Here is a 23,969-nt window from a genome sequence, read left to right on the forward strand (position 1 = left end):
GGTTAACAAATCGTTGCTTGCCGGGAGGAAGGTGAAAACCCGGCGCCGAGGGCACCGGGTTTCGCAGTTGCTATGTCAGGGTCGCCCGGCGTGGGCTCAGACGTGGGCCTTGTTGCCGCGGGGGCCTGCGATGAGCCAGACGATGAAGCCCAGCACTGGCAGGATGATGATGCCCAAGACCCATGCGATCTTGGCCGCGCCCGAGGCGCTGGAGGTTACGACCTGATAGATGGCGTAGATGTCGGCGATGAGGATGATGAGCCCTAAAAGTCCATATTCCATTGTTTGATCCCTCTCGAATGCGTGCATGTCTATTGGGTGATCAACCCAAGGGCGCGCGCAATTGTTCCCGGACCACGCCGCGCCGGGGCTAAGCCGATCCCCGCCAGTCTGCCCGTATTGCGGGAACCGGCGCCGCACGCCTTGGGTTCTGTTGGTACAGCAATCATGAAAGGAACAAGCCATGACTGACACGACAGCACCCGCATCGCTGGTTTCTTCGGACAACGTGAACGGCACCGCCGTTTTCGGCGCAGATGGAACCGAAATCGGCCATATCGACCACCTGATGATCGACAAGAAATCCGGCAAGGTTGCCTATGCCGTGATGGGCTTCGGCGGCTTTCTGGGGCTCGGGGAGGAGCATTACCCGGTGCCGTGGAACGCGCTGAACTATGACCCCTCTCGCGATGGTTTCATGACCAACATAGATGAGGCGACGGTCAAAGGCGCGCCGGAACGGACCGAGCAGTGGCACAGCGACCGCGCGTGGCAAGAGCGGACGTTCGATCACTATGGCGTGCCTTATTACTGGATTTGATGGGCGCTCCAAGTGGTTAAGGGAGGCGATGACGCCTCCCTTTCGCAGCGGCGATATTCTGCGCAGCCCATTGTTTTCGCGCAGCGGATCGGCTCTGATGAGAGTGCGGCTGGTTTGGTCGTGATTGGAAAGGAACCCCGATGCGCCGAATGATTGCCCTCGGCCTGCTGCTGACCCTTGGGGCATGCGGCGTGCCATTCGTCCCCTTCATTTGATTTAGGAGAACCCTTCGATGGAAGCCTTTCTTGATACGCTTGGCGCGGTGGCGCTGATCGCGCTCGTGGTGGTCGGGCTTGCCGCCGGGGCCATTGCCGGGGCCGTGGCGGGCCGGAACCGTATTCTTTACCTTGTTCTGGGGGTCGTCGGCGCCGTGGCGCTGCCCTTCATCCTTGCCGCGTTGGGCGTGACGGTGGTGGCCGCGGGGGGCTTGCTGTTGCTGCTGGTCGTCGCTGCAATCGGTGCGGCGCTGGTGTTGGCCTTGGTGGCGGCGCTGCGACGGTAGCTGTGGCGTTTTAGGGCTGAATTGTTCAAGGGCCTCCCCGAGTAGGGTGGCCCTTTTTCTTTAGCGTTTACGGCGTTTTACATTGCCGCCACGCATGCCGCCGCGGCCTGAGGTGCTGCGGCCCGAGGCTTGCTGCGCGGCATCGACGGCGCGGTCGACTGCCTGTTGGCGCGCCATCGGATCATCGGCGACGGCAAGGTCCACGGCCTCCAGCCGTTTGACCTCGTCACGCAGGCGCGCAGCCTCTTCGAACTCAAGGTTCTCGGCTGCCTTGCGCATATCGGCGCGCAGCCCGTCGAGCACGGCTTGCAGGTTGCCGCCCGCCATAGGCTTGTCGACCTTGGCGGTGACGCGGTTCATGTCCACGTCGCCCTTGTAGAGCCCGGCGAGGATGTCCTCGACGTTCTTTTTCACCGTGGCCGGAGTGATGCCGTGTTCCTCGTTATAGGCGATTTGCTTGGCGCGGCGGCGCTCGGTCTCGCCCATTGCGCGCTCCATCGAGCCGGTGATGCGGTCGGCATACATGATCACCCGGCCTTCGGCGTTGCGCGCGGCGCGGCCGATGGTCTGGATCAGCGAGGTCTCCGAGCGCAGGAAACCCTCCTTGTCGGCGTCGAGGATGGCCACCAACCCGCATTCGGGAATGTCGAGCCCCTCACGGAGCAGGTTGATCCCGATCAGCACGTCGAAGGCACCGAGCCGCAGGTCGCGCAGGATCTCGATCCGCTCGATCGTGTCGATGTCGGAGTGCATGTAGCGCACGCGGATGCCCTGTTCGTGCATGTATTCGGTGAGGTCCTCGGCCATGCGTTTGGTCAGCACGGTGCAGAGCGTGCGGTAACCGTCGGCGGCCACTTTGCGCACTTCGTCGAGCAGGTCGTCGACCTGCATCTCCACGGGCCGGATCTCCACCTTGGGGTCCAAAAGGCCGGTGGGGCGGATGACCTGTTCGGTGAAGACGCCGCCCGATTGCTCGATCTCCCATGCCGCCGGGGTGGCGGAGACAAAGACCGATTGCGGGCGCATGGCGTCCCATTCCTCGAACTTGAGGGGGCGGTTGTCCATGCAGGACGGCAGGCGGAAGCCGTGTTCCGCCAGCGTGAACTTGCGCCGGTAGTCGCCTTTGTACATGCCGCCGATCTGCGGGATCGAGACGTGGCTTTCATCGGCGAAGACAATGGCGTTGTCGGGGATGAACTCGAAGAGAGTGGGGGGCGGCTCGCCCGGGGCGCGCCCCGTCAGATAGCGCGAGTAGTTCTCGATCCCGTTGCAGACGCCGGTGGCCTCCAGCATCTCGATGTCGAAGTTGGTGCGCTGCTCCAGCCGCTGCGCCTCCAGCAGCTTGCCGTCGGCGACAAGCTGGTCGAGCCGGGTGCGCAGCTCTTTCTTGATGCCCTGAATGGCCTGCTGCATCGTCGGCTTTGGCGTCACGTAGTGGCTGTTCGCGTAGACGCGGATCTGATCGAAAGTGTCGGTCTTCTCTCCGGTCAGAGGGTCGAACTCGGTGATGCTCTCCAACTCCTCGCCAAAGAACGACAGCCGCCAGGCGCGGTCATCAAGGTGGGCGGGGAAGATTTCAAGACTGTCGCCGCGCACTCGGAAAGAGCCGCGCTGAAAGGCGGCGTCGTTGCGCTTGTACTGCTGGGCAACCAGATCGGCGATGACCTTGCGCTGGTCGTACATGCTGCCCGCTTTCAGGTCTTGTGTCATCGCGCCATAGGTCTCGACGCTACCGATGCCGTAGATGCAGGAGACCGAGGCCACGATGATCACGTCGTCACGCTCCAAAAGCGCGCGGGTGGCGGAGTGGCGCATCCGGTCGATCTGCTCGTTGATCTGGCTCTCCTTCTCGATGAAGGTGTCGGAACGCGCGACATAGGCCTCGGGCTGGTAATAGTCGTAGTAGGAGACGAAATATTCCACCGCGTTGTCGGGGAAGAACCCCTTGAACTCGCCGTAAAGCTGCGCCGCCAGCGTCTTGTTGGGGGCGAGTATGATGGCGGGGCGCTGCGTCTCTTCGATGACCTTGGCCATGGTGAAGGTCTTGCCCGTCCCGGTGGCGCCCAGAAGCACCTGATCGCGCTCGCCCGAGTTCACCCCTTCGGTTAGTTCCTTGATCGCCGTGGGCTGGTCGCCCGCCGGGTCGAATTCGGTGACCAGTTTGAACTTATGGCCGCCCTCCAGTTTGGGGCGGTTGCGCACGTCTGGGGCGGGGTTTGCCAGCATCGGCATCCCCTCGGTCTTGTCGGAATGGGCATAGGGCATCGCGGGTATCCTTCGTCAAGCTTCCCATAGGTGCCCTCTTTCACGCGGGGTTCAAGGGGCAGGGGGCCGCGAAGGGCGCTTTTGCCGCTACTTCATCAGCCGTTTGCGATTCTGTCGCACCTTGCGGGCCAGAGGGGCGAGCGAGGCGTCCATGATCTGATCGGGGCGTTTGCCCAGCATCATGGCCTGCGTCCCGGCGGTGAAGGCTTTGACCATGGCCGGGCCTTTCTCGGCCACCATGCGGTTGCTCTCACCGGGGCGGGCGGGCAGCGCGCCTGCCATGCCCAAGAGGCGCAGGGACATCACGATCTGGGTTTCCACCGCGAGGGCGGCGATCTGGCTTTGCAGGGCGAAGAGGGCGAAGGGGGTCATATGGAACACTCCAATGGGGTGGTCTTGATGTAGTCTCTGCACCGCAGCATGGTAGGGTTTATTTGCGCGGGCCTGCATTCCCTTGCCCCTTGGCACGGAATATTAGATAAAGCCCAAGGTTATTGAAGCGAGAGTCCCGAAATGCGCGCACGTATCTACCAACCCGCCCGTACAGCGATGTCTTCCGGCACGGCCAAGACCCGTGTCTGGCTGCTTGAGTTTTCGCCCGCGGAAGCGCGCAGGGTCGATCCGCTGATGGGCTGGACATCTTCCGATGATACGCAAAGCCAAGTGCGCTTGCAGTTCGACACCCGCGAAGCCGCCGAAGAATACGCCCGCGATCATGGCATCGACGCGCAGGTGCAACTGCCCAACAAGCGCAAGCCCAACGTCCGCCCCGGCGGCTATGGCGAGAATTTCGCGACCGGTCGCCGTGGGGCGTGGACGCACTGAGGGTGTGAAGGCGGTCGCTTGCTTGCGCGGGCCATGCGCCCGCCCTTCGGCCCGCGCCACTGTCCATCTGACCGCGTAGCAGGTAGCACCCCATTTTCGCGCGGTGGCGTGTGGCCCCGCGACGATCGATACTGACGCCCGCCGGGCGTTTTCATTTCGGTTCAAAGCTTTCCCTTGTCTGCCGACGCGTTAGTTGTTGAACATGCAAACGAGGGGGACAAGAATATGACCGCAATCGTCGATTTCCTGAACACCGTCTTATGGGGCTACGTCCTTGTATATGGCCTGCTGGCTGTCGGGCTTTACTTCACCTGGCGCACTGGTTTCTTGCAATTCCGGCATTTCGCCGAATTCTTTCGCGTGGTCAGATCCTCGCGTGACACTTCCGCCGCGGGCATTTCACCATTTCAGGCGCTGACGATCTCTCTCGCCAGCCGGGTCGGTACGGGCAACCTCGCCGGGGTGGCTGTGGCGATCTATCTCGGCGGGCCGGGGGCTGTGTTCTGGATGTGGGTTGTGGCACTCGTCGGCATGGCGACGGCCTATGCGGAATCGACCTTGGCGCAGCTTTACAAGGTTCGGAACGCGGATGGGCAATACCGTGGTGGGCCGGCCTTCTACATGTCCCGGGGCATCGGGTCGAACGCCATGGGCTATGTCTTTTCGGTCTGCCTTATCATCAGCTTCGGCCTGATCTTCTCTGCGGTGCAGGCAAACTCGATCTCCGTCGCGATGGAGGAAGCCTTTGCCATTCCCAAACTCGTCACCGGCCTTGTCGTCGGCGGTTTTGCGGGCATCGTCATCTTCGGCGGGATCAAATCCATCGCGCGGGTCGCGGAAAAGATCGTTCCTGCCATGGCCGGGCTCTATATCGTCGTGGCGTTGCTCGTCGTGGTTCTGAACATCGCCGATGTGCCCGCCATGCTGGCCTTGATCGTCAAATCGGCCTTTGGTTTCGAAGCGGCGGCGGGCGGCTTTACGGGGGGCTTCATGGTGGCCCTGCTCAACGGCGTGAAGCGCGGTCTGTTCTCGAATGAGGCGGGCATGGGCTCGGCCCCGAACATCGCCGCCGTCGCGGTGCCCGATCCGCACCATCCGTCCAGTCAGGGGCTGGTGCAGGGGCTTGGCGTCTTTATCGATACGCTGGTGATCTGCACGGCCACGGCGCTGATGATCCTGCTGTCGGGCGTGGTCGACTATTCCGAAGGTGCGGCGACCGGCATGGCGCTGACCCAGATCGCTTTGGAACAGCACATCGGCGCATTCGGCCCGATCTTCATCGGGATCGCCATCTTGTTCTTCGCCTTTACCTCGATCATAGGGAATTATTCCTATGCCGAGAACGCGATGGAGTTCCTTGGGATGGGCAAGCGGATCCCGCTTCTCGTGCTGAAGGCGCTGGTGATCGCGATGGTGGTCTGGGGCTCGTTGCAGGCGGTCACGACCGTGTTCAACTTCGCCGATGCCTCTATGGCGCTGATGGCGACGGTCAACCTGATCGCTATCCTGATCCTGTCCAAGACCGTTGCCAAACTCACGCGGGACTATTTCGCGCAGCGCAAGGCGGGGAAAGAGCCGATGTTCAGGATCGCCGAATATGCCGAGCTTGGCGATGGCGTGGATCACACGATCTGGAACAGCAATGTTGCCCGTGAAACGGAAGGCGCCAAGCCCGACTGAACGCGACAGAAGGCGAGGGGGTGGCCCCTCGCCTTTACTGTTCCGCGCGTGATGTTCGTTATTCTACGAGAAGATGCGACAGGTCGCAGCGGGCGAGGGCCGCGTTCAGTTCTCTCAGAGCGGCGTCGAGTATGCCGCCTTCGTCCAGCGCCGTTTTGCGGTTTCTCATGCGGACTTCCCCATTTACGATGACCGTATGCACATCCGCGGCATTGGCGAATTGCGCGACCGTGGTCAGGGGCATCATCGGCGGGTAGAGATGCGGTTTGCGGCGGTCGAGCATGACGATATCCGCCTTCTTGCCCGGTTCGAGTGAGCCAAGGTCCGCCTCCATCCCAATCGCCTTGGCGGCGTCGATGGTGCACATTTCCAAGACATCACGCGGCATCATCACCTCCGGGTCGCGGAAGTGGCGGCGGTGGTAGTGCAGGCATTGGGCCATGTGGCGGAACATGTCATAGCCCCGGTCCGGCGCTGCGGCGTCCGAGCCGAGGGCCACGTTCACCCCCATTTCGCGCAGTTCGGGCGCGGGGCAGCGGCCCAGAACCGACATGATGGCCGAGGGGTTGTGAACGATCGACGCGCCACTGCGTTTGGCCGCGGCCATATCCTCAGGGGTGAGGTCGACCGAATGGGACAGATAGGCCCATGGGCCAAGAATGCCGAGGTTTTCGGCCAGCGCGATGGAGCCGGACCGGTGCCCATCCTGAGTGAACAGCAGCCCATGTTTTTCGCGCAGTTCCATCGCGGCGCGGCACATCGCGCGGATGTCCTCGGGGGCCTGCGCAAAGTCCTCGGGCGAATAGACCGGCATGATGAGGCAGACCCCCGCGCCATCGTTCAAGAAACCCCCGTTGGTTTGCGCGAGTTCAGCGCAGACCTCTAACTGATCCTCGAAGGACAGGCTGACCTCCCGGTCAAGGTCCAGACTGCGGTAGGTCTTGGGGAAGGGGCGGCGGTTCAGGCCCGCGGCGAGCATCGTTCGGATGCCGATCTCGCGCGTGGCCTCGCAATGCAGATTGCCCGCCTCGACCGTATCGGTGCGGTAATGATCCGCCCCGCCGCCGAGCAGCATCGTGCAGGTGGTGATCCCCGCCTTCAGCCGCTCAAGCCCCGAAAGCCGGGCTTCGGCCTGCCAGAATGCGGGGGTGGAGCCGCGGGTGTAGATCGTCTCGCAGGCTTGAAACCACGCATCGCCATCGCCGCCGCCAAGGTTGCGCGTCAGCCCGTGGCCTGCGTGGGCATGGCTGTCGATCAGCCCCGGCAGGGTGATCATATCGCGCCCGTCGATCACCTCGGCGGTCTCGGGGAGGGGCACATTGCCTGCAGGGCCGACGGCGGTGATACGGTCGTTTTCGAACAGCACGGTGGCATCGTCGATGACACGTCGCTCCGCGTCCATCGTGATGGCGGTGGTGTGGGTGATCGCATGGCTGGTCATTACAGGTCCTCGCTCAACGCGGCCCCGAGGACATCGTCCTGCGCCGCAGCGCCGTCTTGCGAGGCTTCAAGTTTCAAAGTGCGCTCCGCTTCCAAAAGATGGGCCTCCATCTCCGTCATCGCGGTGTCGAAATCCCCGGCAGCGAGGGCCGCGACGATGGCGGCATGTTCGTCCGGGCCGCATTGCGTATCGCATTTCGGTTTGAACACGGCCGTGACCAAGGTGCTTTTTGAAACGAGGTCGCGCAGGATATCGGCCAAGAGGGGAGAGGCGGCGAGTTCGGCCAGCAGCATATGAAAGGCGCCCGAGAGCCGGATGATACGCGCCGTGTCTCCAGCCGCCAGCGCTTCGCGTTCTTCGGCGATATGGGCTTCCAAGGCGGCCAGTTTTTCTTGCGCGCCGTGTTTCTTCAGCGCTTCGATCACGCCGCGTTCCACGACGCGGCGGGTGAAAAAGACATCGCGGGCTTCGTCGACCGATGGTGTGGTGACAAAGGCGCCGCGGTTCGGGATGTGGCTGACCAGCCCGTCATGGGTCAGTTGGTCCAACGCCCGCCGAATGCGCGGACGGCTGGCGCCAAAGATTTCGCACAGCCGTTCCTCTTTCAATCGCGTGCCGGGCGGCAGGCGACGTTCGGCGATGGATTTCCAGATCCGTTCATAGATCTGCTTCTCCGTGAGCTTTGCTCCTGTCACCTATCGGCCCCCCTCAAATCTTTATTTACTGAATTTGCCTCAATAGTCGTCGAAACGCCCGATAAAGTGCAAGCAATTAATGTCAGCACAAATTGTTAACAATAATTGTAGACAGAAAAATGGAATCGTGCCAGCCTAGCTTTAGTCGCTGTGATGCAGGTCCGCTGTGCTCGCAGGGCGGCACGAACAGGGAGATAACAATGACACCGCGCAAATTTCTATTCACCTCGGCTCTGGCACTCAGCTGCGCTGGCATGGCGCAGGGCGAGACCTTCCGCCTAGGCACCAATGGCGACCTCTACGGTCTCGACCCGCATTCGATGACCGACAGTTTCACCGTCTCTTTTTTGAACCACGTCTATGAGGCGCTGGTCCGCTATGACGCCGATCTCAAAATCGAACCGGCGCTCGCCACCAGTTGGGAGCAGATCGATGAGACCACCGTGCGCTACAAACTGCGCGAGGGGATCAAGTTCCACGACGGGCAGGATTTCTCAGCCGAAGACGTGGTGGCCTCGGTCAAACGGGCGGCGCATGAAGATTCCCCCATTCGCGGCAATATCGCCGGTCTGGTCGATGCCAAGATGGTCGATGAGATGACCGTCGATCTCATGCTCGACGGCCCGAACCCCCTTTTGAATAACTTCCTGACCAATGTGCTGATCTTCGACAGCGGCTGGCTTGAGGAACATGATGCGCTTGACCCGATCGACGCGCAGAAGGGCGAAGAGGGCTACACCACCTCCAACGCCAATGGCACCGGCCCCTTCCGCTTTGAATCCCGTACCCCGGACGCGCAGACCGTGCTGACCGTGAACGAGGATTGGTGGGACGAGCCGCAGCACAACCTGACCCGGATCGAGTTGAACCCGATCAACTCCGATGCGACCCGCGTGGCGGCGATGCTCTCGGGCGAGCTGGACATGATCGTGCCCTCGCCCTTGCAGGACGCCAAGCGGATCGAGGCGACCGAAGGCATGCATGTGCTCGAAGCGCCGGGCCTGCGCGCGATCATGATGGGCATCAACATGTCCGACACATCCAACAACCCAAATCAGGACGGCAACCCGCTGCAAAAGGTCGAGGTCCGTCAGGCGCTGGTTCATGCGATCAGCTATGACCTGCTGCGCGACAAGATCATGCGCGGCAAATCCCGCAACCTCGGCGGTTTGCTGGCCCCGCAGGTGCCGGGCTTTGACGAAGGGGTCGATGAAATCCCCGCCTATGATCCCGAAAAGGCCAAGCAGATGCTGGCCGATGCCGGATACCCCGAAGGCTTCAGCCTGAACATGAACTGCCCCAATGACCGCTACGTCAACGACGCGGCGATCTGTCAGGCGCTGGCGGCGATGTTTGCCCGCGTCGGCGTCAAGGCAGACCTCACGGCAGAGACCAAGGCGATCCACTTCGAGCGCGCCCGCGCCAATGAGACCGACATGTTTATGCTGGGCTGGGCCACGCTGCCGATGCTCGACGGCTTCTCGGTGCTCTCGGCCATGCTGCACACGCCTGAAGGGCAGATGGGCACATGGAACCCCGGCGGCTATTCCAACCCCGAGGTTGACCGTCTGACCAAGGCCGTGGCGACCGAGCTGGATGCCGAAAAGCGGATGGAGATGATGGTCGAAGCCTTCCGCATCGCCGATCAAGAGGTGGCATGGTTGCCGCTGCACGCCCAGCCCCTGTCGTGGGCCGCGCGCGATGCGGTGAAGATCCCCCAGACCGCGGATGACAAACCGCGCCTCTGGCTCGCCCGGATCGAGTAACCTGCCCGCGGGCGGGCGCCCCTCCCCACGCCCGCCCACCGATAACCTTGCCAGCCGGAGGCCAGCATGTTCGCCTTTCTTATCCGCCGCATCATACAGGCCGCGCTGGTGATGCTCGTCGTCGCCTCGATCGCCTTTCTGATGTTCCGCTTTCTGGGTGACCCGATTTCCAACCTTCTGCCCGAAGACGCCACCGTGCAGGACCGCGCCGAGATGCGCGAGAAACTGGGGCTCAACGACCCCGTTCTGGTGCAATACGGGCGTTTTATCGCAGATGCGGCGCAGGGCGACTTTGGTCAGTCCTATCGCAACAACCGCCCCGTCTCGGACCTTCTGGCCGAACGCTTTCCCGCCACCGCCGAGCTGGTGCTGGTCGCCGCCGGTCTGGCGCTGGCGCTTGGGGTGCCCTTGGGCATCTATACCGCCCTCAACCCGCGCGGCTGGCTGAGCCAAGGGTTGCAGGTGATCTCGCTCTTAGGGATCTCGGTGCCCACCTTCGTCACCGGCATTCTGCTGATCCTTGTCTTCTCGGTCTCGCTGGGATGGCTGCCAAGCTTCGGGCGCGGCAAGGTGGTCGATCTCGGCTGGTGGACCACGGGGTTTCTGACGGTATCCGGCCTTAAGGCGCTGATCCTGCCCGCGATCATGCTGGCGCTGTTCCAGATGACGCTGATCATGCGGCTGGTGCGGGCCGAGATGCTGGAGGTGCTGCGCGCGGATTACATCAAGTTCGCCAAGGCCCGCGGCATCCCGAACCGCATGCTGCATTTCAAATACGCGCTGAAGAACACGCTCATCCCGGTAATGACGATCTTTGGTCTGCAACTGGGCGGGCTCATCGCCTTTGCCATCATCACCGAGACGGTCTTTCAATGGCCGGGGATGGGCTTCCTGTTCATTCAGGCGGTGAACTTCACCGATGTCCCCGTGATGGCCGCCTATCTGGTGCTGGTGTCCTTCATCTTCGTCGTCATCAACACGCTGGTCGACCTTTTGTACAACGTCGCCGACCCGCGCCTGCGGGCCGAAAGAACGCCCGCGCGCGGCGTCTGAGGAGGTTCCCCCATGTCAAACTTCATGCCCATGCTCTACGCCTTCTGGGACAGCGATATCACCTACAGCTTCCGCAAGTCGCGCGTGGCGGTGATCTCGGCGCTGGTGCTGCTGGCGATGTTCCTCACGGCGATCTTCGCCCCGAGCCTTGCGCCGCAGGACCCGTTCAACATCGCCGAGCTGGACCTTTTCGACAGTGAGTTGCCCCCGGCCTGGGCCGAGGGCGGCAGCGCCGCCTACCTGCTTGGCACCGACACGCAGGCCCGCGATGTGCTCTCGTCGATCATGTACGGGATGCGGATTTCCCTGCTGGTCGGTTTTGCCAGCGTCATCCTCGCCGCCGTGATGGGCGTGGCGCTTGGCCTTTTGGGCGGCTTTCTCGGCGGGATCGTCGATGCGGTGCTGATGCGGATCGCCGATGTGCTGCTGAGCTTTCCGCCCATCCTTGTGGCGCTTTTGATCAACGGCATTCTGCGCGGTGCGCTGCCCAGTTCGGCGCAGGCCGAGTCGGCGCTCATTGTGCTGATCCTGTCGATCGGGCTGACCAACTGGGTGCAATATGCCCGCACCGTGCGCGGCTCGACCATGGTGGAACGTCGCAAGGAATATATTGAAGCGGCGCGCACCCTCGGCACCGGCAAGCTGGCAATCATGATCAAACATATCCTGCCCAATGTGCTGGGGCCCGTGCTGGTCATCGCCACGATCAACCTCGGCATGGCGGTGCTGACCGAGGCGACGCTGAGCTTTCTCGGTGTCGGCATGCCGCCCACCCAGCCGTCGCTCGGCACGTTGATCCAGATCGGCAACGAATTCCTGTTCTCGGGCATCTGGTGGGTCGTCGTCTTTCCCGCCGCGGCATTGGCGATCCTTGTGCTGGCGGTCAACCTGCTGGGCGACTGGCTGCGCGATGCGCTCAACCCCAAACTGCGCTGAGGTAATCCCATGTCACTTCTTGAACTGGACAACATCGTTGTCGAATTCCCCACCCGGCGCGGTCCGCTGGAGGCCGTCAAGGGGCTGAGCCTCGACCTCGACGAAGGCGAGATTCTCGGGCTGGTCGGTGAATCCGGCGCTGGCAAGTCGATCACGGGGGCGGCGATCACCGGGCTGATTGAACCGCCCGGCCTGATCCGCTCGGGCGAGGTGCGGCTGCGCGGCGCGCGGATCGACAACCTGCCCGCCGACAAGATGCGCCGCATTCGCGGCAAGGAGATCGGCGCGATCTTTCAAGACCCGCTGACCAGCCTCAACCCGGTCTATACCGTGGGCGAGCAACTCATCGACACGATGCGTGTGCATCTCGGGCTCGACCAGAAGACCGCCCGCCAGCGGGCCATCGACTGGCTGGCCGAAGTCGGCATCCCGGCCCCCGAGGCGCGGCTTGACCAATACCCGCATCAGTTCTCAGGCGGGATGCGGCAGCGGGTGGTGATCGCGCTGGCGCTTTGTGCCGAGCCCAAACTCATTATCGCGGATGAGCCGACCACGGCGCTCGACGTCAGCGTGCAGGCGCAGATCCTTTCCCTGCTGAAACGGCTCTGCCGCGAGAATGGCACGGCGGTGGTGCTGGTGACCCACGACATGGGCGTGATCGCCGAGACGGCGGACCGCGTTGCGGTGATGTACGCCGGGCGGCTGGTCGAGATCGGCGACGTCAAACAAGTCATCGAAGAGCCGCTGCACCCCTATACGCGGGGCCTCATGGCCTCGATCCCGCAGATCGGCAACCGCGACCGCCGCCTCACGCAGATCGAGGGCGCCATGCCCGGCCTGCGCAACCCCGCGCCCGGCTGTGCCTTTGCGCCGCGCTGCCCCCGGGCGATGGACCATTGCCACAGCATCCGCCCCGCGCCGCAGGACGCCGGCACCGGCCAAGTCGCCTGTCACCTTTACGGAGAGACGTCATGACCCCCCAGATCACCCCCGACGACATCCTCAGCGTGCAGAACATCTCGAAACGCTTCGACGTGTCCGAACCCTTCCTCAACCGGGTGCTGGAACGCCGCCCGCGCCGTATCCTCACGGCGGTGAACGACATCAGCTTTGAGGTGCCGCGCGGCAAGACCTTTGCCGTGGTGGGCGAGTCGGGCTGCGGCAAGTCCACTGTGGCGCGGCTGTTGATGGGGCTGCACAGCCCGAGCGGCGGCACGATCCGCTTCGAGGGGGACGACATCACCCATATGCCTCCCGGCAAACCCGCCGCCCTGCGCCGCCGAATGCAGATGATCTTTCAAGACCCCTATGCCTCGCTCAACCCGCGGTGGCGCGTCCGTGACATCATCGGCGAGCCGCTCAAGAACTTCGGCATCTGCAAGACCCGGACCGAGGTCACCCGCGAGGTCGAAAAACTGCTGAGCCAGGTCGGTCTGAACCCCGCCGATGCCAAGAAATTCCCGCATGAGTTCTCGGGCGGCCAACGCCAGCGCCTGTCAATCGCGCGGGCGCTTACGACACGCCCCGAACTGCTGATCTGCGACGAGCCGACCTCGGCGCTGGATGTGAGTGTTCAAAGCCAGATCCTCAATCTGATGAAGGACCTGCAAGATGAGTTCAACATGAGCTACATCTTCATCAGTCACGATTTGGCGGTGGTCTGGTATATGGCCGATGTGCTGGCGGTGATGTATCTGGGCAAGATTGTCGAGGTCGGCCCGAAGGAAGAGATCTTTGGCAACCCGCAGCACCCCTACACGCGCCTGTTGATGGAAACGGTGCCGAAGCTGACCGTTGGCGGCGCCGAACGCGCGCCCGTGGCAGGAGAGGTGCCGAACCCGATCTCGCCGCCGCCCGGTTGCGCCTTTCACCCGCGCTGCCCGATGGCGAATGACACCTGTCGGAGCATGGCCCCCAGGCTCAACCTGCGCGAGGGTGGGCAGAAGTCGGCTTGTCACGCGGCGGATGAGGGGCGGCTGAAGCCCTGGCTTCGGTTGGCGGCGGAGTAGGGGGGATGGAGTTCGATTTCACCACCCTGCCAGAACGCGACCGCTACCGGCTGTTGTCGAGCTTCGTGGCGCCGCGCCCCATCGCGCTGGTCACCACGTTGAGCGCCGATGGTGTGCCCAATGCCGCGCCGATGAGTTTTTTCAACGTCTTCTCGCAGGAGCCGCCGATTGTGATCCTCGGCATCCAATGCCGTCCCGATGGCAGCATCAAAGACACGGTCACCAACATCGACCGGCGTCAGAGCTTCTGCGTCAATATGGTCGACATGGCACTGGCCGAGGCGATGATTACCTGCGGGATCAGCTATGCGCCCGACGTGGATGAGATCGCGACCGCCGGGCTGACCATGACCCCCGCCAGCCAGATCGACGGCGGCTGGATCGCGGAAAGCCCCTGCGCCATGGAATGTGTGGTCGAAGAGACCATCCGCTATGCCCGGCGCGAGATCATTCTAGGCCGTGTCGTGCAGATGCATGTGCGCGACAACTGCCTTGACGAGGCGGGCCGCTATGTCCGGCCCGAAAATTACCAGCCCATCGCGCGGCTGCATGCCGACAATTACATCACCTCCGACCGGCAGTTCGAACTCAAGGTTCCCGAGACGCCGCCGGTTGGCGTGACACAGAAAGCCAATTGATGAAAATTCACCTGATCAATCCAAACTCGACCGCGGGCATGACCGAGGCCATCGCCCGCACCGCCCGCGCCCAGGCCGGGCCGGGGGTCGAGGTCGTTGCCGCCACCGCGCGGGCGACACCGCCCAGCATCGAAGGCTATGCCGATGAGGCCCGCGCCGTGCCCGCCATGCTCGACGCCATTCTTGAGGCCGAAGCGGCGGGGGCCGCGGCCCATGTGATTGCCTGTTTCGACGATCCCGGTCTCGATGCCGCCCGGGCCGTGGCCAAGGGGCCGGTGATTGGTCTGTGCGAAGCCGCGCTCATTGCAGCCGGGCGGATCGCCAAACGCTTTTCGGTCGTGACCACCTTGCCCCGCGCCGTGCCGATCATCGAAGACCTTGGCGACCGTTACGGCTGTGGCCGCGCTCTCTGCGCCGTACATGCCGCCGACATCCCGGTGCTCGACCTCGAATATGCGCCGGTGCAGACCCTGCCGCTGATCGCTCGCAAGATCCGCCAGACGGTTGAGGAAGACCGGGCCGAGGCCGTGGTGCTGGGCTGCGCGGGCATGAGCGCGCATTTGGAACAATTGGGCCGCGATGCGGGCGTGCCGGTGATCGACGGTGTGGGCTTTGCCATCCGCATGGCCGCTGGCCTTGCCGCGACCGGGCTGGTGACCGCCAAGACCGGCGCCTATGCCCTGCCGCGGGTCAAGCAAGTCGCCGCACCGCAAGCGCGCGTCGCCCCTTTGACACGATAGACAGGACAAGACATGACCAAGGCTTTGTTGCTCAAGAACCTCCGCCTCATGGGGGCGGATGCCGCCGATGTGCTGATCGAGGGCGGGCGCTTCGCGCAGATCGCGCCTGAGATCACGCCGACGGGGGAGGTCTCCGTTGAGGATTGCGGCGGCGCGCTGGCGCTGCCGGGCCTCGTCGATGCGCATGCACATCTCGATAAGACGCTCTGGGGCATGCCCTGGCACCCGCATCAGCAGGGCAAAAGCCTGCAACAGATGATCGACACGGAGCGGAAGTTGCGCCACGAGTTGGACATGGACGCAGAGCGGCAATCGGCACGGCAGGTGGCACTGGCGCTGTCCAAGGGCACCACGGCGATCCGCAGCCATGTCGATATCGACACCGAACATGGGTTGAGCCTGCACCGGGGCGTGGCCGCCACCCGGGCGCGCTATGCGGATGTCATGCAGATCGAGACGGTCGCCTTTCCGCAATCGGGCCTGATGATCCGCCCCGGCACGCTGGAACTAATGGACGAAGCCCTGCGCGAGGGCGCCGATATCGTCGGCGGGCTCGACCCCTGCGGCATTGACCGTGACCCCAAGGGGCAGCTCGACGCGGTCTTCGGGTTGGCGGAGAAACACAGCAAGCCGATTGACATACACCTGCATGAGCCGGGTGAGATGGGGGCGTTTAGCCTTGAAATGATCCTCGACCGGACCGAGTCGCTGGCGATGCAGGGCAGGGTGACGGTCAGTCATGCCTTCTGCCTCGGCATGGGGGATCAGGCGCGGGTGGCGGGGCTGCTCGACCGGATCGCGGCGCTCGATGTCTCGCTGGCCACCACCGCGCCCGCCGCGCGCCCGGTGCCCTCGTTCGCCGCCTGCCGCGAGCGCGGCATCGCGATCTGCGCGGGCAACGACGGCATCCGCGACACTTGGACCCCTTACGGCAACGCCTGCATGCTGGAACGTGCCATGCTCGTGGGGCTGCGCAACAATTTTCGCGCGGATGTTGAGGTCGGCTGGGCGCTCGACACCTGCACCACCGAAGGGGCGCGGGTCATGGGGCTTGAGGGCTACGGCCTTGCCGAAGGCTGCTGCGCGGATCTGGTGTTGGTCGATGTGGAGGCCGTCTCGGAGGCCATCACCCAACGCCCGCCGCGTCGCTTGGTCCTGTCGGGCGGCCAGATCGTGGCCCGCGATGGCGAGACGGAGGCGACATGGCAGAGCGCTTGAAACGCAGCGCCCTGACCGCCGCTTGGGTCGTGGGGCATGAGGACGGGCAACATTGCCTTTACCGAAATGGCACCGTGGTCGTGGAAGGCGAAAAGGTGCTGCACGTCGGCCATGACTTCGCAGGCGATGTGGCCGAGACCATCGACTTTGGCGAGGCGCTGATCGGGCCGGGCTTCATCGACCTTGACGCGCTGGCCGATCTCGACACCACTGTGCTTGGCTATGACAACCATCCGCCGGAGTTGAAGGGCCGCGTTTGGCCCGAGAGCTACATGGCCGCTGGTCCGCACGAGATGTACACGCCCGAGGAACTGGCCTTTCAGAAACGCTATGCCTTCACTCGGCTGATCCGCAACGGCATCACCACGGCGCTGCCCATTGCCTCGCTCTTTTACCGAGCTTGGGGCGAGACGGCAGAGGAATTCGACGCCGCGGCAGAGGCGGCGGCGGACCTCGGGCTGCGGGTCTACCTTGGCCCCGCCTATCGCAGCGGCAATCTGGTGGTGAATGAAGATCGGCAAATCGGTTTTCACTATGATGAACCGCGCGGCTTTGCGGGTCTGGCCGAAGCCGAAGCCTTTGTCGCGCGGCACGAGAACACCCACGGCGGGCTGATCCGCACCATGCTGGCCCCCGACCGGATTGAGACTTGCACGCCCGAGCTTCTGCGCCGCAGCGGTGCGGCTGCCCGCGCCCTCGGCGTGCCGATCCGCCTGCATTGCTGCCAGTCGCGGCTGGAATATGATCTGGTGCTACAACAGCATGGCAAGAGCCCGTTGGAACTGCTGCGCGATACCGGTTTTTTTGCTCCGTCCACAATCCTGCCGCATGGGCTGTTCCTGTCGGGCCTCAACAGCATCACCCATGCCGCACCTGATCTCGAAATCCTGAGGGCCTCCGGTGCCGCCCTTGCCCATTGCCCGCTGGTGATGGCCCGGAGTGGCAAGATCATGCAGTCCTTCGCACGGTTTCGCGACCTTGGCGTCCCCATCGGTATGGGCACCGACACGCATCCCGCCGACATGATCCAGAACATGGCCCTGGGCGTGATGACCGCCCGTATCGCGGTGGGTGATCCGACCGCTGTCCGCGCCGCCGACTTCTATGATGCCGCCACCCTCGGCGGCGCAGCGGCGCTGAACCGCGCGGATCTGGGCCGGCTGGCCCCGGGGGCCGCCGCCGACCTGAACGTCATCCGGCTGGACAGCCCCGACATCGGGCAGCGCATCGACCCCATTCAGACGATCCTGCTTAACGGCTCAGGCCGCGACGTATCGGATGTGATGATCGCGGGGCGGTTCGTCATGCGCGATGGTGTCATCCCCGGCGTCGACGACATGGCCTATCACGCCAAAGCGCAGGCCCAGTTCGACCGGATGGTCGCGCAATATCCTGACAGGACGTTGTTCCATCCCCCGGTGGAGGAAATTTTCACGGGCAGCTACGGGGTCAAAGGCCCATAGCCGCTGTGGACGAAGCCCGTGACCGCCTGAGTTACCGCTAGCCGTTGGCCCGCCTCACAGTAGATGCGGGCCATCGGCGTCACGCTTTGAAGCTACTTCACGCCCCCCACAACCGCGTGCAAACCGGGGCAATCTCACCTTCGATCGCGGCCATCGCGTCAACGATTAGGTCCTCGCGCCAGCGGCGGCCTGCGATTTGCACGCCGATGGGCTGCGGCCCTTGGGGCAGTTCCGCGATATGCGTGGGGATGTTGCCCGCGGGCAGGCCGGTGAAGTTCATGACGAAGGACCAAAGCCCCTTCCCCAAGACTTCGCGCACGCCCTCAGGGCCTTCGGTGTCGCGCCCGGCAGTGAAGAAGGGGGCGAACATGAAGGGGGTCAGCACGAGGGGGTAGTCCTCAAGAAACAGCGACCATTCGCGCGCGTAATGGGTGCGTTTGGCCAGCATGGCGAGCTGTTCGGTGCCTTTGAAGGGCGGGTATTCGGCGTAGTAATCCTCAAAGATCGCCTTCAGATCGTCGGAGCCGTGGGTTCGGATGTCCTCGCCCATCAGCGCTTCGACTTCGCCCATCAGGGCGCGATAGCCGTTTTTGCCAGCTTCATAGGCAAGGGGCGGTTCCACTTCTTCGACGGCGTAGCCTGCGTTGGACAGGGCAGAGGCGGCTTTGTCGAGTGCGGTGGCCACATCCGGATGCAGGCCAAAGCCGAAATCATCGCGGGTGAAGGCCACGCGGATCGGGCCTTCGATGGCGTCGCCGCGCCAGGGCAGCGGCACATGGAAGGGGTCGCGCGCATCTGCGGCGATCAGGCTTGGCATCGACAAATGCAGGTCCGCCGCCTTGCGCACGATCAGCCCCTGCACCGACATGGATTGCGCCAAGAGACCGCGCTCGGCCTTTTGGCTGGGATTGAAGGCGGGCACGCGGCCTAGGCCCGGCTTGACCGTCACCGCGCCATTGGCCGATGCCGGGAAACGCAGCGAGCCGCCGATGTCGTTGCCATGGGCCAGCGCGCCGATCCCGGCCATGACAGCCGCCCCCGCCCCACCGGAGGAGCCGCCCGCCGAAAGGTGCTGCCCCCAAGGGTTATGGGTCCGCCCATAAAGCGGGTTGTCGGTATCGGCGCGAAAGGAAAACTCCGGCGTGTTGGTGCGCCCGATGACGATGGCACCCGCCTGTTTGAGGTTGCGCACCACCGGCGCATCTTCGGGCGCGATGATGTCTTTGAAGGCAGGCACGCCGTTGCTTGTGGCATGGCCCTTTTGATCGACGTTGATCTTGATCGTGACCGGAACACCATGCAGCGGCCCCTTGGGCGCGTCGCTTTTGTCGAGGGCGACCGCCTCCGCGCGGGCCTCATCGGCGAGGGTCTCGACCACAGCGTTCAAAGCCGGATTGACCTCCTCCATGCGGGCAATCGCCGCCTCGGTCGCTTCAACCGCCGAGAGTTTTCCTGCGCGGGTCGCGCTTGCGATTTCCTGCGCGTCCCATTGCCAAAGCGGTTTACTGTCGGTCATTCCGGTTCCTTTCGTTCAGTCGTTTTCAAAGCCGCATCCGCGCCCTGATGTCGCGAACTTCGGAGAAAGAATTTAGCAACGCAAGTAAATTCGCGGCGAAACCCTCTGCCGAAGGCGGGGTGGCTATATTCGAGGCTTTGGGCGGTCACCCGGCCATGATGGCGCTGGCGGCCTCTATGGCGAGGGGGGCAGCCTTGGCGACAAATTCCTCCGGCGTGTATTCCGAGAGGGAGCCTGCGAGATGTATCGCGCTGAGCGGCGCGCCGTTCCGGTCGGTGATGGCGACGCCCACCGCGACCTCGCCCAAGGCATATTCATCGCAGACCACGGCAAAGCGGTTTTCGCGGGCGATGCTAAGCTCGGCCATGATCGCTTCGGGATCGGTCTTGGTGCTGGCGGTGAAAGGGTGCAAGGGCGCGCGGATGAGGATTTCGCGCGCCGCGTCATCGGGAAGCTGTGCCAGCGCGGCGCGCCCGCCCGCGGTGCAAAAGGTCGGCACGCTATGACCCACGAGGGTGGCGAAAAAGGTCTCGCGCTTGCTTTGCATGCGCAGGGCATAGATCAGGCGCGTCTCGTCATAGAGGCTGAGATCGACCCGCTCGCGCAGGGATTTGCGCAGTTCCAGCAGGACCGGCGTGGCTTTCTGCACCACGGGGTCGAGTCGCAGCAGGTCAAGCGTGTGATCCAGCAGACGAATGCCCGGCAGATAGCCGCGGTCATCCCCGCTGCGCCGAATATAGCCGAGTTTGGTGAGCGTATGGACCAGCCGTTGTGCCGCGGATCGGTCGATGCCTGCGGTCTTGGCGATGTCGGAAAGGGTCATCGGCCCGGTCGCGTTGTGAAAGGCGCCCAGCACCTGCATTGCGCGATCTGCCGCCCGGACGAACAAACGGTCCTCGTCTGCCTGATTCTGCGCCGCCTGCGGGGCGTCTTCACGGAAAAATCTACTCATAAATGGCCTGTAGTTGACGAATCGTTAAAGCGCCGCTTACGCTTGCTGTGCACTATAGCTGTATTGCAGTACGATACACAATGGGCGTGGCCCGCGGATGACGGGGCCGAGAAGGCGAAGGAGACAAGTTTGGAAAGTGGTTCTGGAATGCGCGTGGCTGTTGCGGGCTTTCTGCACGAGACAAACACATTCGCCCCCAATCCGGCGGATATGCAGGCTTTCCAACTGGGCGGTGGCTATGTCCCCATGGTGCGCGGCGCGGCGATGTTGCCCGCCTTCGAAGAGGTTAACCTTGGCATGGCGGGCGCGCTGAGGGTGGGCCAAGCGCAGGGTTGGGACATCGTGCCGATCCTCTGGGCGGGGGCGATCCCCTCGGCCCATGTCAGCCGCGACGCCTATGAGACGATTGCGGGCGAGATTATCGAAGGCATTCGGCAGGCCGGGCCGCTCGACGGGGTCTTTCTGGACCTGCACGGCGCCATGGTGGCGGGGCATCTCGACGACGGGGAAGGGGAGTTGGTTCGCCGTCTGCGTGCGGTCGTGGGGCCGGATGTGCCCATCGCCACGGCGCTTGATCTGCACGGCAATATCTCTGAAGATTTCGTTGCGAATGTCGATGTGCTCGTCGGTTTTCGCACCTATCCGCATGTGGACATGGCCGATACCGGCGCTGCCGCGGCCCGCCAACTCGACCGGATCATGACGACCGGCCAGCGTCCGGCCAAAGCCTTTCGCCAGATGTCATATCTGGTGCCGATCCCGTTTCAATCGACCGAAATGTCGCCGGGACGTGAGCTTTATGAGGGGGTCGCCGCCTGTGAAGCCGCGGGGGCGCTCTCGGCCAGCTTGTTTATGGGCTTCCCGGCGGCGGATATTCCCGATTGCGGCCCCGTGGCCGTCGCCTATGGCGAGACGCAGACCGCAGCAGACGCCGCCGCCGACAGGCTTGCCGCAGCCTATGAGGCGGCCGCGCCCGCATTTTTGGAAAACGAAGCCTATGATCCCGACAGGGCGGTGGCCGAGGCGCTGTCGCGTGCCGCCGGGCCGGGGCGCGGGCCTGTGGTCATCGCTGACACTCAAGACAACCCCGGCGCGGGCGGCGTATCGGCCACCACGGGCATGTTGCGCGCGCTCGTCAAGGCCGAAGCCCAGAACGCGGCCATCGGGTTGATCGTCGACCCCGCCGCCGCCGAAGCGGCGCATCAGGCCGGGGTCGGTGCCGAGATTAACCTGCGCCTTGGCGGCCACGCCGACATCACGGATGATACGCCGTTTGAAACGGCGGCGACGGTCCAGCATCTTTGCGACGGAACGCTGCGCGCGACCGGCCCCTATTATGGCGGCACGGCGCTGAACCTTGGCCCCTCGGCCTGCCTGCGCATCGGCGGGGTCCATGTCGTCGTGACCAGCCGCATCGCCCAGATGGCCGACCGCGAGATGTTCCGCTTTGTCGGTATCCAACCCGAAGAGATGGATCTCTTGGTGGTCAAAAGCTCCACCCATTTCCGCGCAGACTTTGCTCCCATCGCGCGCGACATCCTTGTCGCCTGTGCGCCGGGGCCGATGCCCCTCAATCCGGCCGATTTGCCCTTCACGCGCCTGCGCGCGGGGCTTCGGCTGTCTCCGAATGGCCCCCGTTTCGGGGCCAATGGTGCCCAAAGCGCACCACCTGACCAGGGCGGCAAGACCGCCGTGGCCCAATAAAAACCAAAAGATCACTCAACAAGGGAAAACCACATGATACCTCTACGATCGGCACTGAAACAGTCGCGCGGACTTGCCGCCGCCTTTGCCGCGACCACGGCGCTTTTGGCACCCGGCTCTCTGGCGGCGCAGGATGGCGAAACGACCATCACCGCGGTCATGCACTCGGGCCTGCGGGTTCTCGATCCGGTCATCACCACCGCGCATATCACCCGCAACCACGGTTATATGGTCTATGACGTGCTGACCGCCGTGGACGAAAACTTTGAGCCGCAGCCCCAGATGGCCAGCTGGGACGTCTCGGATGACGGGCTCGTCTATACTTTCACCCTGCGCGATGGGCTGATGTTCCATGACGGCGCGCCGGTGACTGGCGAAGATGTCGTGGCCTCGCTCAAACGCTGGGGCAAGCGTGACGGCGGCGGGCAGTTGATCTTTGACGTGACCGAGAGCCTTGAGGCCAGTGACGAAAAGACCGTCGTCTGGACCCTGACCGAGCCTTTTGGCCCGCTTTTGTCGGTGATCTCCAAACAATCCGCCGTGCCGCCTTTCATCATGCCCAAGCGCGTGGCCGAAACCTCGGCGGATGAGACGATCACGGAATATATCGGCTCCGGCCCCTTCGTCTTTAACCAAGATGAATACGAGCCCGGCGTGAACGTCACCTATGAGAAGTTCGACGACTACGTCCCGCGTGACGAGGAAGCCTCCTGGATGGCGGGTGGCAAGGTGGTCAATGTCGACCGTGTGGTCTGGACCACGATGCCCGACGCGCTCACTGCGATCAACGCGCTTTCGGCGGGGGAGATTGACTATCTCGAACAGGTGCAGATCGACCTGCTGCCGATCCTCGACGCCAGCCCCGAGGTCACGGTCGAGACCCGCGATGACCTTGGCTATGTCACCATCGGTCGGCCCAACCACCTGCACCCGCCCTTCGACAACAAGCTGGTGCGTCAGGCGGCGATGGCGGCGCTGGATCAAGAATCCATGCTGCAAACGATGCAGGGCGATCCGGCCTATTATAACGTCTGCGGCGCGATCTTTGGCTGCTCGACGCCTCTGGGCGACGAAGCGGATGCGGAGATCGTGACTGGCGGCGCGGATCCGGAAAAGGCTAAGGCATTGCTCGAAGAGGCAGGCTATGATGGCACGCCGATCGTGTTGATGGCGCCGACGGATGTGATCAGTCTGATCAATCAACCTGTGGTGGCCGCTCAAGCCCTGCGCGAAGCCGGTTTCGAAGTCGACATGCAGTCGATGGACTGGCAATCGGTCGTGCAGCGCCGCGCCCAGCAAAGCCCTGTCTCAGAGGGTGGCTGGAACATGTTCTTCACCAACTGGATGGTGCCCGAGATTTCGGACCCGCTGACCAACGTGATGGTCAGTGGCCGTGGCGATGAGGCGTGGTTCGGATGGCCCGACGACCCCAAGGTCGAAGAGCTGCGCGCGAAGTTCATGAAGGCCGAAGGGCCCGAGGCGCAAAAGGAAGTGGCCGTCGAGATCCAGAAACACGTCATGGATAACGTCAACTACATCATGATGGGTGAATATCTGATCCCGCAGGCGCGTCGCAACACGATCCAGAACATGCTGCCATCGCCCGTGCCGGTGTTTTGGAACATGACCAAAGAGGCGGAGTAATCCAGCCTTTCGGAGGGCGCGGCCGCCGCGCTCTCCACCGTCATCTCTGCCCGCAGGCAGCGCCCCCGCTTCCGGGCCTGCCTTCTTTCCGCCGAAAGGGAC

Annotated in this window: 22 protein-coding genes; 15 read left to right on the forward strand and 7 right to left on the reverse strand. The window is 63.6% G+C overall.

Annotation, left to right across the window (positions count from 1 at the left end; all coding sequences use genetic code 11):
- Positions 1 to 96: 96 nt before the first annotated feature.
- Positions 97 to 282 carry a PLDc N-terminal domain-containing protein gene (locus HKX24_RS15070; protein ID WP_067268122.1) on the reverse strand — a complete coding sequence of 62 codons (186 nt, stop codon included), beginning with the start codon at positions 280 to 282 and terminating at the stop codon, positions 97 to 99.
- 181 nt (positions 283 to 463) lie between these two features.
- On the opposite strand from HKX24_RS15070, the gene HKX24_RS15075 reads away from it, so the two are divergent.
- Both HKX24_RS15075 and HKX24_RS15080 read left to right on the forward strand, forming a co-directional pair.
- Positions 464 to 820 (forward strand): PRC-barrel domain-containing protein, encoded by a 357-nt coding sequence (locus tag HKX24_RS15075; RefSeq protein WP_067268120.1) that lies wholly within the window; start codon positions 464 to 466, stop codon positions 818 to 820.
- Between the two features lie 232 nt (positions 821 to 1,052).
- Positions 1,053 to 1,322, forward strand: coding sequence for a GlsB/YeaQ/YmgE family stress response membrane protein (locus HKX24_RS15080; RefSeq protein WP_209217057.1), 270 nt, complete (start codon positions 1,053 to 1,055; stop codon positions 1,320 to 1,322).
- A 60-nt stretch (positions 1,323 to 1,382) separates the two neighbouring features.
- Here the strand turns inward: HKX24_RS15080 and uvrB are convergent, their stop codons facing one another.
- Both uvrB and HKX24_RS15090 read right to left on the reverse strand, forming a co-directional pair.
- Positions 1,383 to 3,587, reverse strand: coding sequence for an excinuclease ABC subunit UvrB (uvrB, locus tag HKX24_RS15085; protein WP_271692310.1), 2,205 nt, complete (start codon positions 3,585 to 3,587; stop codon positions 1,383 to 1,385).
- 87 nt (positions 3,588 to 3,674) lie between these two features.
- Positions 3,675 to 3,959, reverse strand: coding sequence for an antifreeze protein (locus HKX24_RS15090; RefSeq protein ID WP_271692309.1), 285 nt, complete (start codon positions 3,957 to 3,959; stop codon positions 3,675 to 3,677).
- A gap of 141 nt (positions 3,960 to 4,100) precedes the next feature.
- Between HKX24_RS15090 and HKX24_RS15095 the strand changes: the two genes are divergently transcribed.
- Both HKX24_RS15095 and HKX24_RS15100 read left to right on the forward strand, forming a co-directional pair.
- Positions 4,101 to 4,412, forward strand: a complete 312-nt coding sequence (locus HKX24_RS15095; protein WP_067268114.1) for an ETC complex I subunit — start codon at positions 4,101 to 4,103, stop codon at positions 4,410 to 4,412.
- Positions 4,413 to 4,637: 225 nt separating this feature from the next.
- Complete coding sequence (locus HKX24_RS15100; protein ID WP_067266940.1) at positions 4,638 to 6,092, forward strand: alanine/glycine:cation symporter family protein; 1,455 nt, start codon at positions 4,638 to 4,640, stop codon at positions 6,090 to 6,092.
- Positions 6,093 to 6,150: 58 nt separating this feature from the next.
- Here the strand turns inward: HKX24_RS15100 and HKX24_RS15105 are convergent, their stop codons facing one another.
- Positions 6,151 to 7,533: an amidohydrolase family protein gene (locus HKX24_RS15105; protein WP_271692308.1), complete on the reverse strand. Its 1,383-nt coding sequence runs from the start codon at positions 7,531 to 7,533 to the stop codon at positions 6,151 to 6,153.
- Positions 7,533 to 8,228 carry a GntR family transcriptional regulator gene (locus tag HKX24_RS15110; RefSeq protein ID WP_168613037.1) on the reverse strand — a complete coding sequence of 232 codons (696 nt, stop codon included), beginning with the start codon at positions 8,226 to 8,228 and terminating at the stop codon, positions 7,533 to 7,535. The genes HKX24_RS15105 and HKX24_RS15110 overlap by 1 nt, the downstream gene beginning before the upstream one ends.
- A gap of 200 nt (positions 8,229 to 8,428) precedes the next feature.
- Between HKX24_RS15110 and HKX24_RS15115 the strand changes: the two genes are divergently transcribed.
- The 9 genes from HKX24_RS15115 (at position 8,429) to HKX24_RS15155 (ending at position 18,051) form a co-directional block, all read left to right on the forward strand.
- A complete protein-coding gene (locus tag HKX24_RS15115; protein ID WP_271692307.1) occupies positions 8,429 to 9,994 on the forward strand; it encodes an ABC transporter substrate-binding protein in 1,566 nt (521 codons plus the stop codon).
- 66 nt (positions 9,995 to 10,060) lie between these two features.
- Positions 10,061 to 11,047, forward strand: a complete 987-nt coding sequence (locus HKX24_RS15120; RefSeq protein WP_168613039.1) for an ABC transporter permease — start codon at positions 10,061 to 10,063, stop codon at positions 11,045 to 11,047.
- Between the two features lie 12 nt (positions 11,048 to 11,059).
- Positions 11,060 to 11,983: an ABC transporter permease gene (locus tag HKX24_RS15125; protein WP_168613040.1), complete on the forward strand. Its 924-nt coding sequence runs from the start codon at positions 11,060 to 11,062 to the stop codon at positions 11,981 to 11,983.
- Positions 11,984 to 11,992: 9 nt separating this feature from the next.
- Complete coding sequence (locus HKX24_RS15130) at positions 11,993 to 12,958, forward strand: ABC transporter ATP-binding protein (RefSeq protein ID WP_271692304.1); 966 nt, start codon at positions 11,993 to 11,995, stop codon at positions 12,956 to 12,958.
- The gene (locus tag HKX24_RS15135) at positions 12,955 to 13,992 is read left to right on the forward strand and encodes an oligopeptide/dipeptide ABC transporter ATP-binding protein (protein ID WP_271692302.1); all 1,038 of its coding nucleotides are present in this window, start codon (positions 12,955 to 12,957) and stop codon (positions 13,990 to 13,992) included. The genes HKX24_RS15130 and HKX24_RS15135 overlap by 4 nt, the downstream gene beginning before the upstream one ends.
- Positions 13,993 to 13,997: 5 nt before the next feature.
- Positions 13,998 to 14,630 carry a flavin reductase family protein gene (locus HKX24_RS15140; protein WP_168613626.1) on the forward strand — a complete coding sequence of 211 codons (633 nt, stop codon included), beginning with the start codon at positions 13,998 to 14,000 and terminating at the stop codon, positions 14,628 to 14,630.
- Positions 14,630 to 15,370 carry an aspartate/glutamate racemase family protein gene (locus tag HKX24_RS15145; RefSeq protein WP_209217105.1) on the forward strand — a complete coding sequence of 247 codons (741 nt, stop codon included), beginning with the start codon at positions 14,630 to 14,632 and terminating at the stop codon, positions 15,368 to 15,370. The genes HKX24_RS15140 and HKX24_RS15145 overlap by 1 nt, the downstream gene beginning before the upstream one ends.
- Positions 15,371 to 15,382: 12 nt before the next feature.
- Entirely contained in the window at positions 15,383 to 16,588 is a 1,206-nt protein-coding gene (locus HKX24_RS15150) for an amidohydrolase family protein (protein WP_271692299.1), read from the forward strand.
- Positions 16,573 to 18,051 (forward strand): chlorohydrolase family protein, encoded by a 1,479-nt coding sequence (locus HKX24_RS15155; protein ID WP_276154085.1) that lies wholly within the window; start codon positions 16,573 to 16,575, stop codon positions 18,049 to 18,051. The genes HKX24_RS15150 and HKX24_RS15155 overlap by 16 nt, the downstream gene beginning before the upstream one ends.
- 97 nt (positions 18,052 to 18,148) lie before the next feature.
- Here the strand turns inward: HKX24_RS15155 and HKX24_RS15160 are convergent, their stop codons facing one another.
- Positions 18,149 to 19,567, reverse strand: coding sequence for an amidase family protein (locus HKX24_RS15160; protein ID WP_271692296.1), 1,419 nt, complete (start codon positions 19,565 to 19,567; stop codon positions 18,149 to 18,151).
- 145 nt (positions 19,568 to 19,712) lie between these two features.
- Entirely contained in the window at positions 19,713 to 20,519 is an 807-nt protein-coding gene (locus HKX24_RS15165) for an IclR family transcriptional regulator (protein ID WP_271692294.1), read from the reverse strand.
- A 147-nt stretch (positions 20,520 to 20,666) separates the two neighbouring features.
- Here HKX24_RS15165 and HKX24_RS15170 point away from each other — a divergent pair, with 147 nt between their 5' ends.
- Together HKX24_RS15170 and HKX24_RS15175 are read left to right on the forward strand one after the other, a co-directional pair.
- Positions 20,667 to 22,223 carry a M81 family metallopeptidase gene (locus tag HKX24_RS15170; protein ID WP_271692292.1) on the forward strand — a complete coding sequence of 519 codons (1,557 nt, stop codon included), beginning with the start codon at positions 20,667 to 20,669 and terminating at the stop codon, positions 22,221 to 22,223.
- A gap of 33 nt (positions 22,224 to 22,256) precedes the next feature.
- Positions 22,257 to 23,867 carry an ABC transporter substrate-binding protein gene (locus HKX24_RS15175; RefSeq protein ID WP_067266946.1) on the forward strand — a complete coding sequence of 537 codons (1,611 nt, stop codon included), beginning with the start codon at positions 22,257 to 22,259 and terminating at the stop codon, positions 23,865 to 23,867.
- Positions 23,868 to 23,969: the final 102 nt, after the last annotated feature.

It is taken from the genome of Sulfitobacter sp. M85, assembly GCF_029285915.1.
Taxonomy (GTDB): Bacteria; Pseudomonadota; Alphaproteobacteria; order Rhodobacterales; family Rhodobacteraceae; genus Sulfitobacter; species Sulfitobacter faviae.